Annotated in this window: 16 protein-coding genes; 9 read left to right on the top strand and 7 right to left on the bottom strand. The window is 65.1% G+C overall.

The genetic code is table 11. From position 1 onward, the window contains the following. Positions 1–72 precede the first annotated feature (72 nt). From ACZ1H8_RS18980 to dcd, 4 genes are all read left to right on the top strand, one after another. A complete protein-coding gene (locus ACZ1H8_RS18980; RefSeq protein WP_110153849.1) occupies positions 73–552 on the top strand; it encodes a UPF0262 family protein in 480 nt (159 codons plus the stop codon). A gap of 126 nt (positions 553–678) precedes the next feature. Continuing rightward, the gene (locus ACZ1H8_RS18975) at positions 679–1,122 is read left to right on the top strand and encodes a cytidine deaminase (RefSeq protein ID WP_465178784.1); all 444 of its coding nucleotides are present in this window, start codon (positions 679–681) and stop codon (positions 1,120–1,122) included. Positions 1,123–1,183: 61 nt separating this feature from the next. Continuing rightward, the gene (locus ACZ1H8_RS18970) at positions 1,184–3,136 is read left to right on the top strand and encodes a sialate O-acetylesterase (protein ID WP_465178783.1); all 1,953 of its coding nucleotides are present in this window, start codon (positions 1,184–1,186) and stop codon (positions 3,134–3,136) included. Between the two features lie 40 nt (positions 3,137–3,176). Further along, positions 3,177–3,728, top strand: coding sequence for a dCTP deaminase (dcd, locus tag ACZ1H8_RS18965; protein ID WP_110153846.1), 552 nt, complete (start codon positions 3,177–3,179; stop codon positions 3,726–3,728). Between the two features lie 134 nt (positions 3,729–3,862). Here the strand turns inward: dcd and ACZ1H8_RS18960 are convergent, their stop codons facing one another. The 5 genes from ACZ1H8_RS18960 to ACZ1H8_RS18940 all read right to left on the bottom strand — a co-directional run bounded on the left by ACZ1H8_RS18960 (position 3,863) and on the right by ACZ1H8_RS18940 (position 7,055). Further along, positions 3,863–4,231, bottom strand: a complete 369-nt coding sequence (locus ACZ1H8_RS18960) for a tetratricopeptide repeat protein (RefSeq protein ID WP_465178782.1) — start codon at positions 4,229–4,231, stop codon at positions 3,863–3,865. A gap of 250 nt (positions 4,232–4,481) precedes the next feature. After that, a complete protein-coding gene (locus ACZ1H8_RS18955; protein WP_465178780.1) occupies positions 4,482–4,907 on the bottom strand; it encodes an ExbD/TolR family protein in 426 nt (141 codons plus the stop codon). Between the two features lie 24 nt (positions 4,908–4,931). Beyond that, positions 4,932–5,402 carry an ExbD/TolR family protein gene (locus tag ACZ1H8_RS18950; protein WP_465178779.1) on the bottom strand — a complete coding sequence of 157 codons (471 nt, stop codon included), beginning with the start codon at positions 5,400–5,402 and terminating at the stop codon, positions 4,932–4,934. A gap of 100 nt (positions 5,403–5,502) precedes the next feature. Beyond that, positions 5,503–6,288: a MotA/TolQ/ExbB proton channel family protein gene (locus ACZ1H8_RS18945; RefSeq protein ID WP_465178778.1), complete on the bottom strand. Its 786-nt coding sequence runs from the start codon at positions 6,286–6,288 to the stop codon at positions 5,503–5,505. Between the two features lie 80 nt (positions 6,289–6,368). Continuing rightward, entirely contained in the window at positions 6,369–7,055 is a 687-nt protein-coding gene (locus tag ACZ1H8_RS18940; protein WP_465178777.1) for an energy transducer TonB, read from the bottom strand. Positions 7,056–7,274: 219 nt separating this feature from the next. Between ACZ1H8_RS18940 and ACZ1H8_RS18935 the strand changes: the two genes are divergently transcribed. Next, on the top strand, positions 7,275–8,117 hold the full coding sequence (locus ACZ1H8_RS18935) for a hypothetical protein (protein WP_465178776.1): 843 nt from the start codon (positions 7,275–7,277) through the stop codon (positions 8,115–8,117). An 83-nt stretch (positions 8,118–8,200) separates the two neighbouring features. On the opposite strand, the gene ACZ1H8_RS18930 is transcribed toward ACZ1H8_RS18935, so the two are convergent. Then, positions 8,201–8,572, bottom strand: a complete 372-nt coding sequence (locus ACZ1H8_RS18930; RefSeq protein ID WP_465178775.1) for a dihydroneopterin aldolase — start codon at positions 8,570–8,572, stop codon at positions 8,201–8,203. Between the two features lie 142 nt (positions 8,573–8,714). Here ACZ1H8_RS18930 and ACZ1H8_RS18925 point away from each other — a divergent pair, with 142 nt between their 5' ends. From ACZ1H8_RS18925 to ACZ1H8_RS18910, 4 genes are read left to right on the top strand one after another with little or no spacing between them, the layout of a single operon-like run. Further along, complete coding sequence (locus tag ACZ1H8_RS18925; protein WP_465178774.1) at positions 8,715–9,236, top strand: GNAT family N-acetyltransferase; 522 nt, start codon at positions 8,715–8,717, stop codon at positions 9,234–9,236. Between the two features lie 41 nt (positions 9,237–9,277). Continuing rightward, positions 9,278–9,847, top strand: coding sequence for a DUF1285 domain-containing protein (locus tag ACZ1H8_RS18920; RefSeq protein WP_465178773.1), 570 nt, complete (start codon positions 9,278–9,280; stop codon positions 9,845–9,847). Next, on the top strand, positions 9,844–10,434 hold the full coding sequence (locus ACZ1H8_RS18915) for a CoA pyrophosphatase (protein WP_465178772.1): 591 nt from the start codon (positions 9,844–9,846) through the stop codon (positions 10,432–10,434). The genes ACZ1H8_RS18920 and ACZ1H8_RS18915 overlap by 4 nt, the downstream gene beginning before the upstream one ends. Beyond that, positions 10,431–11,606 (top strand): CCA tRNA nucleotidyltransferase, encoded by a 1,176-nt coding sequence (locus ACZ1H8_RS18910; RefSeq protein WP_465178771.1) that lies wholly within the window; start codon positions 10,431–10,433, stop codon positions 11,604–11,606. Before ACZ1H8_RS18915 ends, ACZ1H8_RS18910 begins: the two co-directional genes overlap by 4 nt. On the opposite strand, the gene ACZ1H8_RS18905 is transcribed toward ACZ1H8_RS18910, so the two are convergent. Then, on the bottom strand, positions 11,576–13,285 hold the full coding sequence (locus tag ACZ1H8_RS18905) for a putative bifunctional diguanylate cyclase/phosphodiesterase (RefSeq protein ID WP_465181423.1): 1,710 nt from the start codon (positions 13,283–13,285) through the stop codon (positions 11,576–11,578). The genes ACZ1H8_RS18910 and ACZ1H8_RS18905 overlap by 31 nt on opposite strands. Positions 13,286–13,298: the final 13 nt, after the last annotated feature.

Genomic DNA, 13,298 nt, shown 5'->3' with positions numbered 1-13,298 from the left:
CTGTGGGGGAGACCGATGATAGCATCAACCTGCGCGCTTGTGGAAAATGTGGAATGAACGGATAGGCAGGGCATGGCCGATCCGCGGATCATCGATGTCACCCTGGACGAGCGCACGATCCTGTGGCGTTCGGCCGATATCGAGCAGGAGCGGCGGATCGCGATCTTCGACCTGATCGAGGACAATCACTTCGCGCCGGTCCTGCGCAACAGCGACTATGCCGGCCCGTTCAAGCTGCACCTCAGCGTCGAGGAAGGTCGGCTGGCGCTGCAGATGATGCGCGAGGACGGTTCGCATCTCGAAACATTGGTGCTCGGGCTTGCACGCTTTCGCCGCCCGATCCGCGATTATTTCGCGATCTGCGACAGCTATTACCAGGCGATCCGCAACGCGACCCCGGCGCAGATCGAAACGATCGACATGGCCCGGCGCGGGATCCACAATGATGCCGCGCAGCTGCTCAAGGATCGGCTGGAAGGCAAGATCGAGGTCGATTTCGACACCGCGCGCAGACTGTTCACGCTCATTTGCGTTCTGCATATCAAGGGATAGGTCATTGAAAACGCGCCATTAGGCGGCATTAGACTTGGAACTTCGACAAGCTGGGACCGATATGGCACGCTTGCGGGTTCCGCCGAATCCGACAGACGGGCGGATCAAGCAGGGACAGGCACGCGAATGAATGATGTGACCCCGGAGCAATTGGTGGCCGAAGCGCGCGAGGCTGCCCGAAACGCCTATGCGCCCTACTCGCGGTTCGGTGTCGGCGCCGCGGTGCTCCTCGCCGACGGTACCATCGTGACCGGTGCGAACTTCGAGAATGCGAGCTACGGACTGTCGCTGTGCGCCGAGACCGTCGCACTCGCCACGGTCAATGCCCAGGGCCGGATTGCCGATGTCGTTGCGATCGGCGTGATCGGCGGACCGATCGGTCCCGAAGGCCCTACCGGCGACAAGCCTGTCAGCCCGTGCGGCCGATGCCGACAGATCATCAACGAAGCGGCGGCGATCGGTGACCGCGACCTGCCGGTCCATTGCGGCGCGGCCGAAGGCGACGCCATCCGCAGCTGGCGCATTTCCGAACTGCTCCCGCAGGGCTTCGGCCCGCGCGACCTGCTTTAGGTCTTGCCGATCCCCGGCGCATCGGCTTTGCAGGGGGCGAACACGTGGCGGGGAGATGGCAGTGAAGGTGATTCCGGGCATGAGCGCGGCGGCGGCTGCGCTGCTATGGGCGCTTCCGGCGGCGGCCCAGGATGTCCCGTTGCTGGCCCCGCTGTTTCAGGATCATGGCGTCCTGCAGCGGGACAGGCCCCTCCCCGTCTGGGGCAATGCCGCCCCCGGCCAGCCGGTCGAGGTCGAGATTGCCGGCAAGTCGGCCCGCGCAACGGCGGACGCCGCAGGGCGCTGGCGCGTCGAGCTTCCCGCGCTTGCGGCGGGTGGCCCATACACGCTGACGGTCCGCGCCGGATCGCGCTCGCAGACTGCCAGCGACATCCTGATCGGCGATGTCTGGCTCTGTTCGGGGCAGTCGAACATGGAGCTTTCGGTCTCGCAAGCGCTGAACGCGCATAGCGAGATCGCCAACGCCAACGATCCCATGATGCGCCTGATCACCGTGCATAAGGACTCGGCAAGCGCACCCCTCGACCGGTTCAAGCATCCGCTGGCCTGGGAGCCCGTCACGCCCAAGACGATCGGCGAGTTCAGCGCGGCCTGCTATTTCATGGCTCGGGATCTGAAAGCGCGCCAGAAGGTGCCGTTCGGACTGATCGACTCCACCTGGGGCGGCACTGCGATCAACGCCTGGCGAAGCGCCGGCTCGCTCGTCGCCGACGCGGTGGCGAAGGGCGACGCCGAGTTGCGCGCGCTCTATCAGCGCGATCCCGCCGCGGCCGCCCGGCAATGGGGTGAAGGCTGGATGAGTTGGTGGCGCGAACGCAGCGGTGACGCGGCCGGTCGCGAGCCCTGGCAAGCGAATGCCCCCGGCCAATGGCTCAAGCTGCCCGCTTTCGAGCTTTGGGAAGGCTGGGGCGTCCCGGCGATGGAGAATTATAACGGCATCGTCTGGTACCGGACCGAGATCCGGCTGACCGCTGCCCAGGCAAAGAAGGCGACCGGCATCGAGCTGGGTATCGCCGACGACATGGATGTCGCCTTCGTCAATGGCGTCCCGGTCGGGTCGACGAATGTCTGGAACGAGCAGCGCAGCTATCGGCTCGCGCCGGGTCTTCTGAAGGCGGGCGTGAACCGGATCACGGTCGGCGTCATCGATACTGGCGGCGGTGGCGGCATGTACGGCAAGGACGCCCCGCGTCTGATCAGGTTCGCAGACGGCACCACCCTCGCCCTGCCGTCGGCATCCGACTGGCAATATCGCGCGACCCCCGGCATCGGCGATTCGCCGCACACTCCGTGGGAGAGCACATCTGGGCAGTCCGGGCTCTACAATGCGATGATCGCGCCGATCGGCCCCTATCGGTTGCGCGGCGTCGCCTGGTATCAGGGAGAAGCCGATACCGGCGCCGCTTCGGGCTATGCGACGCGCCTGGCCGGGTTGATGTCGGGCTGGCGCAGCCAGTTCGGCGATCCCCAATTGCCATTCCTGATCGTGCAGATCGCCGGTTGGGGACCGCGCAATGCGGTTCCAGTGGAAAGCGGCAATGCCAGTATCCGCGACGAGCAGCGTCGCGCGGTCGCGACGGATCGCAATGCGGCGCTGACCGTGGCAACCGACTTGGGCGACGTATGGGACATCCACCCCGCCAACAAGCAGGAGGTCGGCCGCCGCCTGGCGCTCGGCGCTCGCGCCAAGGCCTATGGCGAGCAGATCGGCTATTCGGGTCCGTGGCCGGTCGAAGCGCGCCGCCTGGGCAACAGCATCCGGGTCACCTTCACCGGCGCGGACGGTCCGCTCCAGGCCTGGTCGGCAAGCCGGCCGATCGGTTTCGAACTCTGTGGGGCGGCCTATGCCAGTTGCCGCTTCGTGGAAGCGAAGATCGATGGCGCGACGGTCGTGATCGATGCCGCCGGCGGCGGCGCGGATCGCGTGCGCTACTGCTGGGGCGACAGTCCGGTGTGCACGCTCTACGATCGTGCCGGACTGCCCGCCACGCCGTTCGAACTCAAGGTCGAATAGCCCCCTTGCCCGATGCTTCCCGAGCCGCGAAAGCTGCGCCATGATCCTTTCAGACCGCTGGATTCGCGACCAGGCAACGCAACACGCGATGATCGAACCCTTTGTCGAGGCGCAGCGCCGCGAAGGGTGCATCAGCTATGGCCTGTCTTCCTATGGCTATGACGCGCGCGTCGCCGACGAGTTCAAGATCTTCACCAATGTCGACAGTGCCGTAGTCGATCCGAAGGATTTCGACTCGAACAGCTTCGTCGATCGCAAGACCGACGTATGCGTCATCCCGCCAAACAGCTTCGCGCTGGCGCGAACGGTCGAGTATTTCCGCGTGCCGCGGGATGTGCTGGTGATCTGCCTCGGCAAGTCGACCTATGCGCGCTGTGGCATCATCGTGAACGTCACGCCGCTCGAACCCGAATGGGAGGGCCATGTCACGCTGGAGTTTTCCAACACGACCCCCCTGCCCGCCAAGATCTACGCGAACGAGGGCGCGTGCCAGTTCCTGTTCCTCAAGGGCAACGAGCCCTGCGAGACCAGCTATGCCGACCGGGCGGGCAAATATATGGGTCAGCGCGGGGTAACGCTCCCGCGGCTTTGAGGCCGCGGACAGCTTAAGAAAGGGTAGTCAGTCCAGTCGCGCGCCTCAGCATGCAGCGTTGCAGGTCGCCGATGTAGGAACCAGGCAAGCGTTGAGGGATCGCCGGGCCAAGCCCGGCGCCCGCTTGCGGCCGATCAGCGCTGGGTAAACTGAACCGTCTCGAGGCGGCGAAGCCCGACATTGGCGATCGCGTGCGATCCGGCCGTGCGCTCGGCACTCACATCCATCAGCACGTCATTCTGAGCGATGACCCGACGATACAGGCCCCGGGCCTCGCTGATACGCCCGGTCTGTGAATAGACCGCGGCAAGGTTCAGCAGCAACTCGGGACGATCGGGGTAAATCCGCAATTCCTGAAGCAGGCGTCGCTCCGCCGTCGCATAATCGCCTTGCACGATGGTCGCCTTGGCAACTGGGTCGCCCGCCGGAGTCTGCGCCTGGGCAGGGGCGGCGAGCAGCATCAGCGGGGCCGCAATGCCGAAAGCCATCAGCGAAACACGCATGCCATCCTCCATCCTATGTGACGTCACCGCGTATTTTTGGTGACTCTTTGATGTCGGATTTGTGACACTTCTGTTTCAGGCTGACAATTGCGAACATCGCAAGCGCCGCGCGCGAATGCATCACATGCAGTCACCCACTTGACGGGCGGACAGCTCAGACAAACCGCAGCCATCGCCCAACGCAAAAGAGGCGACCCGAAGGCCGCCTCTCTCATCACCTGCGCCTAAGCGCGGTGGATATCGGATCGTCTTAGAAGACGCTCGAATACTGGTCGTTGCCGACGAAGCCGAGCTTGGTGACGTTCGCGCGCTTCACGATCGCAAGCACGTGATCGACCTTGTCATACTTTGCGTCGGGAGCCGGCTGGAAGTGCAGCTCGGGCTCCGGATTGATGTTCTTCGTGGCTTCCAGATACTGCTGCAGGGTGACATCGTCCACCTGAGCGCTGTTCCAGAATACGTTGCCATTGGCATCGATGAAGATCTTGTTCTTCTCAGGCTCGACCTGCTGGACTGCGTCCTTGGGCGTCTGGGGAAGATCGATCTTAACCGCGTGGGTCTGGATCGGGATAGTAATGATGAACATGATCAGAAGCACGAGCATGACGTCGATCAGCGGCGTCGTGTTCATCTCGTTCATCGGTTCGCCGTCGTCGCGGCCACCGCTCATTGCCATGTGATTAACTCCTTAAACGGTGGCTCAGAGGGACGAGTTGGGCGGCGGCTCGGAAATGAAGCCGACCTTGACGAAGCCCGCGCGCTGCATGGTGAAGATGGTCCCACCGATGCACTTGTACGGCGTGTTCACGTCGCCGCGGATATGGACTTCGGGAAGCTGGTCCGCTCGCGTGATCGTCCCGACCCGGTCAATTTCCGCCTGCAGCTTCTTCGATGCACGATCCAGCAATTCTGCGCTGCTCACCGGGGACAAGCCCCAATAGACCTGGCAGGTGCCGTTTCCATCAGCGCGAACCGCCAGCAGGACGTTCTCCGGCTTGGTCTCGGTCGGCTCGAACACCACCTTCGGCAGTTGCAGTTCGACCGACTGCACCACCACCGGGATCGCGATCAGGAAGATGATCAGAAGCACCAGCATGACGTCCACCAGTGGCGTCGTGTTGATGTCCGACATCGGTTTTTCTTCGGCGTCTCCGCCTACATTCATCGCCATTGGCGCATTCCTATCTTACGCATCCTGTCCCCGGGCAAATCGCCGGACCGGTGCCGCGCGGCAGAGGCAAGTCTGTCCGCGCGACCCGGTCCCGGTCGATTTACGCGGTGGTCGAGGCCTGCGGGGCCTTCGCCACCGGAGCGGCCGGCTTGCGAGCCGCAGCAGCTGCCGTCGACGAGGTCACCGGACGAACGCGGCCGTCCGAAGCCAGGTAGCCGAGCACGTCGTTCGAGAAGCCGCTGAGCTGCTCGGCGATCGCCTTGTTACGGCGCTGCAGCCAGTTATAGGCCAGCACCGCGGGAACGGCGACGACCAGGCCGAGCGCGGTCATGATGAGCGCCTCACCGACCGGACCTGCGACGGTGCCGATCGACGCCTGGCCTTCCGCACCGATCTTGATCAGCGCGCGGAAGATGCCGACGACGGTACCGAACAGACCGATGAACGGTGCGGTCGTGCCGACGGTCGCGAGGAACGCCAGGCCACCGCCCAGCTGCGAGTTGATCGACGCTTCCGAGCGGGTCAGCGAACCGTGCAGCCAGTCGTGAGCCTCGACCGGGTCGGTGAGCTCCTTGTACTGGTCCTGGGCCAGCAGCGCGTCGTCGACGATCTGGCGATAGGCCGAGTTCTTGGCGAGCTTGGCCGCGCCTTCGCGCAGGTTGCCCGAGGTCCAGAAGCTGGCGCGGACGCGCTTGCCCTGGTTCAGGATCTTCTGCTGCTCGAACACCTTGGTGAACAGGATGTAGAGCGAGAAGAACAGCATGCCGACGAGGATGACGGCAGTGGCCCACGAAATGACGCCGCCTTCATTGAGGGCGTGCAGCACGTCGAAATCGGCGGGAGGAGCGCCAGCACCGGCCCCGGCAGCGAGAATGGTCGTGAACATGTTTGATTCTTTCCTCTGAGAATTGCTTGTCGTTCAATCCGGCGCGCGAATGTCTTCGCCGCGCCGGTCACCCAAATCGATCAGTTCGTCGGCATCTTCCACGTGAACCGGCCGGGCCAGCTCGCGGGAATCTTGTTACCACCCGCGTCCTCGGCCGGATTGAACCGGGCGCGGCGGCGAAGCAGCGAACACGCAGTGTTGTCGAGCAGCGACGAACCACTGGACGAGGTCACGGTGCAGTTCGTGACCTTACCGCTTGCATCGACGTCAAGACGCACGCCGGTGGTGCCTTCGCTCTCCGAGCGAAGCGCAGCTGCCGGATAGTCGTCATTCGTCACCCAGCTCTGCGGCTGACCGCGCGGCGTGAGTTTCTTGGCAACCCGCGGCGGGGCGGGCGGTGCAGGCGGCTGCGGCGGCGCGGGCGGAGCCGGCGGCGCGGGAGGCGACGTCGGGGGCGGCGGCTGCGGCACGTTGGTGGTCTGGATGGGCGGGGCCGGAACCGGCACCTGCACCACTGCGGGCGGCGTCACGACCTGGGTCGGCGGCGGCGGCACCGGCGAATCGGGCGGCGGCGGCGGCGGCGGCACTTCCTCAGGCGGAGGCGGCGGGTCCTGCACGTCGAAGACGTCCAGTTCCTCGGTCTTCTCCTTGATATATTTCATGGCCAGTCCAGTGACGAAGACATAGCCCAGGACAGCCACGAGCACAGCGACCACAACGATCGCTACCACCCGGCTTCCTGCTACATTACGGTCAGCGTAAGCCATTCGGCACCGTCACTCCTCTATCCCGTTTTGCGACCCGCGAAGCGCTTGTCACCAGCGCACGGAATCACCCGCCGTTCGAACAAGCCCTCGGCAGACCCCGAGTCTGTATCGTCCGACACAGGGCTACGCAAACGCTTTGTCGGACATTTCCCCTATAGAAGGGCCGCGCTTCGGAATTATTTCTGTTTAACATCGGCACATTCCGGTAACGACACCGGCATGACGCACAAGAAGACCCTGTTCTTTTGTTGCGCCGCAGCATTGACGGCGCCGCTTTCCGCCAACGCCCAGACGGCCTCCCCCGCCGGCCAGGCAGCCCCCCTCCCCGCCGGCCCCAGCTATGCCAGCATCGCCCGGCAAGTTCTTGCTTCGCCGCTGGTGATCGATGGCGTCGTCCGCAGCGCAACGCGCGTCAAAGACGCCGAGGCGACCGGTCTCGCTGCTGGGCGCGCACGCTTCTATGTCGAGATCGACGTCACCGCGCTGATCCGCGGCACCGGGGCGATGGCCAGTCGCGTGGCCTATCTCGTCGACGTTCCGCTCGACGCTCGGGGTCGCGCGACGAAATTGAAGCGACTGCGGGTTCTGGCTTTCGCTCGTCCTGTACCAAATGCCCCGGATCAGGTCCAGTTGACTGGCGTGGATGCACAGATCCCATGGACTCCAGAGGTCGATTCGCGCGTTCGCGGCATCGTCCGTGAGGTGCTGGCAGCGGACGCGCCTGAAGCGATAACCGGTGTCGGCAACGCATTTCACGTCCCCGGCTCGCTTCCCGGCGAGGGCGAGACGCAGATTTTCCTGCTGACCGGCAGCGGCCAGCAAATCTCGCTGCAGGTCCTGCGCCGTCCGAATCAGCAGCCGCGCTGGTCGGTTTCGACCGGCGATTTCATTGATGAGTCGGCCGGCGCTCCGCGGCGCGATACGCTGCTTTGGTACCGGCTCGCCTGCGGCTTGCCCCCCGAACTGCCCCAGACCGCCCTCGAGGCGGGCGATCCCGAAAATGCTCGGATCGCGCGAGAGGACTATCAGTTCGTGCGCGAGAGCCTCGGCCCCTGCACCTGATCGACGACGGCACCGCTTCGCAGCTCCGGGGCAGGCGAAGCGGTGAAGATCTGGCGACGCCATGACGTCGCGGGGTTCAGATGTTAGCGGCGGTGACGAACCAGGGTGATGCCGATGGCTTCGCCATTCTCCGAAATGGCAAGCTTCACGATCTTGACCTGAACGCGCTTCACCCGCTCGTCCGATACGAACAGCGTCTCGCAGATATGGTCCGCCACGCCCTCGATCAGCGTGAAATGAACCCCCTGGGGAAGCGCCGTGGTCGCCGCGTGCTTTAGGTCGATATAGCTTTTCGACGCGCTGAGCGGCGTGTCTGGCAGGAAATGCTCGGGAATTGCGAGATCGACCGTCATCGAGATCCGGAGAGGTTGTGGGAGATGCGTCTCTTCGGAATAGATTCCGGTCAGCACCTGGACTTCGAGGTCGTGCACCTCGAGCTGTAGAAGATCGTTCACGCGGCTGTCCTTGGAAGACTGGCCCGCGCCCATAGCAGAAGCAGGCCTGACGCAAAGACGATTCAGCTTGCGTCAACCGCGTGCGGGTCTAAAGCGCGCCGCCCCGGCTCAACTGCCGGAGAATGTCGGAGGATTATTCGAAGTGATCGCACTGGTTCCGCTTGCCCAGGTTTCTCCTCAGGCCGTCGACGCACTGCTCGACAAGGCTTTCGGGGCAGACCGACGCGCGCGAACCGCCTATCGCATCCGGTCGGGAACCACCGCGATCGAAGCGCTCAGCTTCGCGGCGGTCGAGGCGGATGGCACCCTGCTGGGCACGATCCAATGCTGGCCGCTCCTGCTGCGCTGCGATCGGGGGGACTCGGCCCCGCTCATCATGGTCGGACCGGTCGCGGTCGAACCTTCCGCACAGCGCGACGGCATCGGGCGGACCCTGATGGCGCGCGCGCTGGAAGCAGCCTCGTCAAGCCATATCGACGGCGCGGCAGCTCTCATGCTGATCGGCGATCCTGAATATTATGGCCGCTTCTTCGGCTTTACCGCCGACCGGACCGGTCGCTGGCGCGCGCCCGGCCCCGTCGAGGCGCGCCGGCTGCTGGCGCTGGGCGATGAAGTTCCGGATTGTGCCGGCGAACTCGGCCCACGTGTGCTTCAGCCCGCCTGACACGGTTTGCGCTGTCGTTCGGCCTCGCCTAACGACGGCGCATGCCCACACCTCCTCCACCGGATTTCGCCACCCTTTCGCTGGCGGAGATTGCCCGGCTCGTTGCCGAGCAGAAGCTGCCGCCCGTGGAGAAATGGAATCCGACCCATTGCGGGCACAGCGACATGCGGATCGCGCGGGATGGCACCTGGTATCATCAGGGCTCCCCGATCGGCCGCGCAGCCATGGTGAAGCTGTTCTCGACCATATTGCGCCGCGAACCCGACGGGTCCTTCGTCCTGGTCACTCCGGTCGAGAAGCTCGACATTGAGGTCGAGGACGCGCCGTTCCAGGCGGTCGAGCTCAAGGCCGAAGGCGCGGGTCGCGACATGCGGCTTGCCTTCCGGCTCAACACCGACGAACTGGTCACCGCTGGTCCGGGGCACGAACTGCGCTTCGAAGGCTCGCGGCCCTATCTGCACGTTCGCCGCGGACTCGAGGCGCTGGTTACCCGCACGGTGTATTACGAACTGGCGCAGATCGCGCTTTCGAACGGCAGCGAGCCGCCCGGGCTCTGGAGCAATGGCAGCTTCTTTCCGTTCATCGCGGAAGAGCCGGAGGGTGCGCAGTGACGCTCTCCGCCAGGCTGCGCGACGCTCTGGAGGCGCCGCACGAGCCGATTCTGCTGACCGGCGATCATCACGATTTCGATCCCGACGCGGTGACGAGCGCGGCGGCGGTACTCGTCGCGGTGACCGACCGGTCCGATCCCGGCATCATCCTCACTCGCCGAACCGAGACGTTGCGGCGTCACGCCGGTCAGGTGGCCTTTCCCGGCGGGCGGATCGACCCCGAGGATGGCGGTCCCGTCGCCGCGGCCCTGCGTGAGGCGGAGGAAGAAATCGCCCTCCCCCGCTCCCGCGTCGACGTGATCGGCACGGCCGACTTGTATCGAACCATCACGGGATACAGCGTCACCCCCGTGGTCGGCGTAATCGCACCCGACCTGCCCCTTGTGCCATCGGAAGCGGAGGTCGCCGAGCTGTTCGAGGTCCCGCTCGGCTTCCTGTTCGACGAGAGCAATCATAAGGAGGGCCGCGCCGTCTATGCCGGCCAGGAACGACGCTATTACGAAATGAACTGGCAGGGCCATCGCATCTGGGGGGCAACCGCGGCGATGATCGTCAATCTGTCCCGCCGGCTCCGGTGGGCAGCATGATCCTTCCCGCAACCGACTGGCGCGACCGCGCCGGCCTTGACGAGCTTGCCTCCGTGCTGGGCGAAGCGCGCTTCGTCGGCGGTGCGGTGCGCGACGCATTGCTGGGCATCCCCGCCGCCGATATCGACATTGCCACGCCGCACTCGCCGGACGAGGTCATGCGCCGGCTGAAGGCGGCCGATATTCGGGTCGTTCCAACGGGAATCGACCACGGAACCGTCACCGCGGTGCTGGAAAGCGGACCGGTGGAGGTCACGACGCTTCGCCGCGACGTCTCGACCGATGGGCGGCGCGCCACGGTCGCCTTTACCGATGACTGGCGCGAAGATGCAGCGCGGCGCGACTTCACGATCAACGCGCTCTACGCCGATCCGGCGACCGGCGAGATTCATGACTATTTCGGCGGCCTGGACGATCTCGACGCACGACGCGTGCGCTTCATTGGCGATCCGCTGCAGCGTATTGCCGAGGACCACCTGCGGATCCTGCGCTTCTTCCGTTTCCTTGCGCGGTTCGGCGACACGCCGGACGCGGCGGGGCTCGAGGCATGCACCCACCGCGCCCGCGACCTCATGGCGCTCAGCCGAGAACGCATTGCGGACGAGTTGCTGAAGCTTCTCGTCGCGCGAGACGCGGTGCGTGTTGTGGCGCTGATGGTCGAGCGCCGCATCTTCGACTCCGTGCTGCCGGAAATCGATGCCGCCGGAGCAGCCAGGCTAGAACGGCTGGCCGAGCGGGAGCAGCAGTCGGGAATTGCACCACATGCCATTCGCAGGCTGGCGGCGCTGATTCCCGCCGAGGCGACCGTGGCCGAGCAGATCGGCGCGAGGCTCAAGCTATCCAACGCCCAAAAGCGCCGGCTGACAACCGCAGTGGCCGCGCCCGCCCACCCGGCGAAACCCCTCGCCTATCGCGTGGGAGTCGACAGCGCGATCGATCAGCTGCTGCTCTCCGATCGACCGATCGACGAGGTGACATTGATCTGCGACTGGGAGCCTCCGAGCTTCCCGCTGTCGGGCGGTTCGATTGTCGGCCGGGGAATCAAGGCCGGCCCGGAGGTCGCACGACTGATGCGGCAGGTCGAGGATCTATGGGTTGCCGAGGATTTTCCCGATGCGTCGCGGGTCGATCAACTCACGGATCAGCTATTGCGCTCGACCAGCAGTCGATAGGCTTGATCACCAGATATCGGACGGCCGAACAGATAGCCCTGCCCCTGTGTGCAGCCCAGCGCCGCCAGCCGCTGCGCCAGATCGACCGTCTCGACGCCCTCGGCGATCGTCGTCATGCCAAGCGCCGACGCAAGACTGAGGATCGCGCGAACGATCGCAACCTTGTCCCGGTCTGCGACCATGCCTGACACGAAGCTGCGATCGATCTTGAGGAGATCAATCGGCAGCTTCTGAAGATGGGCTAGGTTGGAATAGCCGGTGCCGAAATCGTCCATGGCCAGCGTCGCGCCCATCTCCTTGAGTGCGATCATGACCCGCGCGACATGATCGGGATCGATGCCGATAGCGCTTTCGGTCAGTTCGAGCGTCAATTGGTCCGACGGCACCGCATGCCGCTCAAGCGCCGCGCCGACCATCGAGGGCACGTCATCACGCTGAAGCTGGATCGCGGACAGGTTCACCGAGACCCGCACATCGCATTTCGTGCCTGCGGCCGCGTTCCAGCTGGCGAGGGTCCGCGCCGCCTCGTCCGTCGCCCAGCGTCCCAACGGGACGATCAGTCCCGACTCCTCGGCGACCGGGATGAACTGGTCCGGCGACAGGCAGACGCCGTCATCGCCGGTCCACCGCGCCAGCGCCTCGAACGACACAATCCGGCCACTGGCGAACTCGCAGACGGGCTGGAAATGGAGCGTCAATGCGTCCGTTTCGATTGCCTGTCGCAGGCGGGTTTCCAGCCCGAATCGCGCTCGCGCAAGTTGCGATGCGCTGGCGTGATAGGTTTCGACCCGCCCCGACTGTCGCGATCGCTTCAGGGCGATCTGGGCATTGCGTACCAGATCCTCGCAGTCGTCATGACGGTCGGATCCCAAGGCGATCCCGATCGCGCAATCGACTCGGACTTCGAATCCCGACAAGCGAAAGGGCACGGACAATGCCGTACGGATGCGCCTGCCGACCTGACGCGCATCGTCAATCCCGCCGTCCGCCAGCATCAGCACCGCGAACTCGTCGCCATTCAGTCGCGCCAGCACGTCCCCAGCGCGCAACAGTCCCTTCAGGCGCCGCGCTACCGAGATCAGCAGTTCATCGCCGGCGAGACCGCCCATCGATGCGTTCACCCGGCTGAAGCGATCCAGATTGACCACGAGCACGGCGTAGCTGGCCGCACGCTCCGGCGGCACCAACCGCTCAAGCGCATCGCTGAAGCCGACACGATTGGCGAGACCGGTCAGGCTGTCGGTCATCATCTCGCGGCGCAGGCTTTGCTCGGTCCGCTGTTCCGCTGTCTGGTCGATCAGCGTCACCAGCGCCCTGTCGACACCCGGCACACCGGACCGCCGTGCGAAACTGACGCGAAAGTAGCGGCAGTCGATCTCGTCGCCGAACCGCCACATGCTCTCGGCGTGGCAAAGGTCGGACGCGAAGAAGTCTCTGAGCGCCGGCCCCAGCAGCCGTGCGACGGGCGACTCGGCGGCGACACAGCCGAATCCCGCCTCAACGAAGCGACGATTGACGGCGGGGAAGGCGAACTCGCCGCGCTGCTGCACGATGACCGCCGCCGGGATCGGCATCAAATCGAGCATCGCGACCGCTTCGCTCTGGCTGCACGCGGCCGGCGCCGCCGGTCCATCGGGCCGGATCGACATCGCTTCGCGAGTGAGCGTTAGCGGTACCATCACGAGGATGGGC

It is taken from the genome of Sphingomonas sp. BL-S-25 (assembly GCF_055521555.1).
This window is presented reverse-complemented; position numbering and strand designations above follow the sequence as displayed.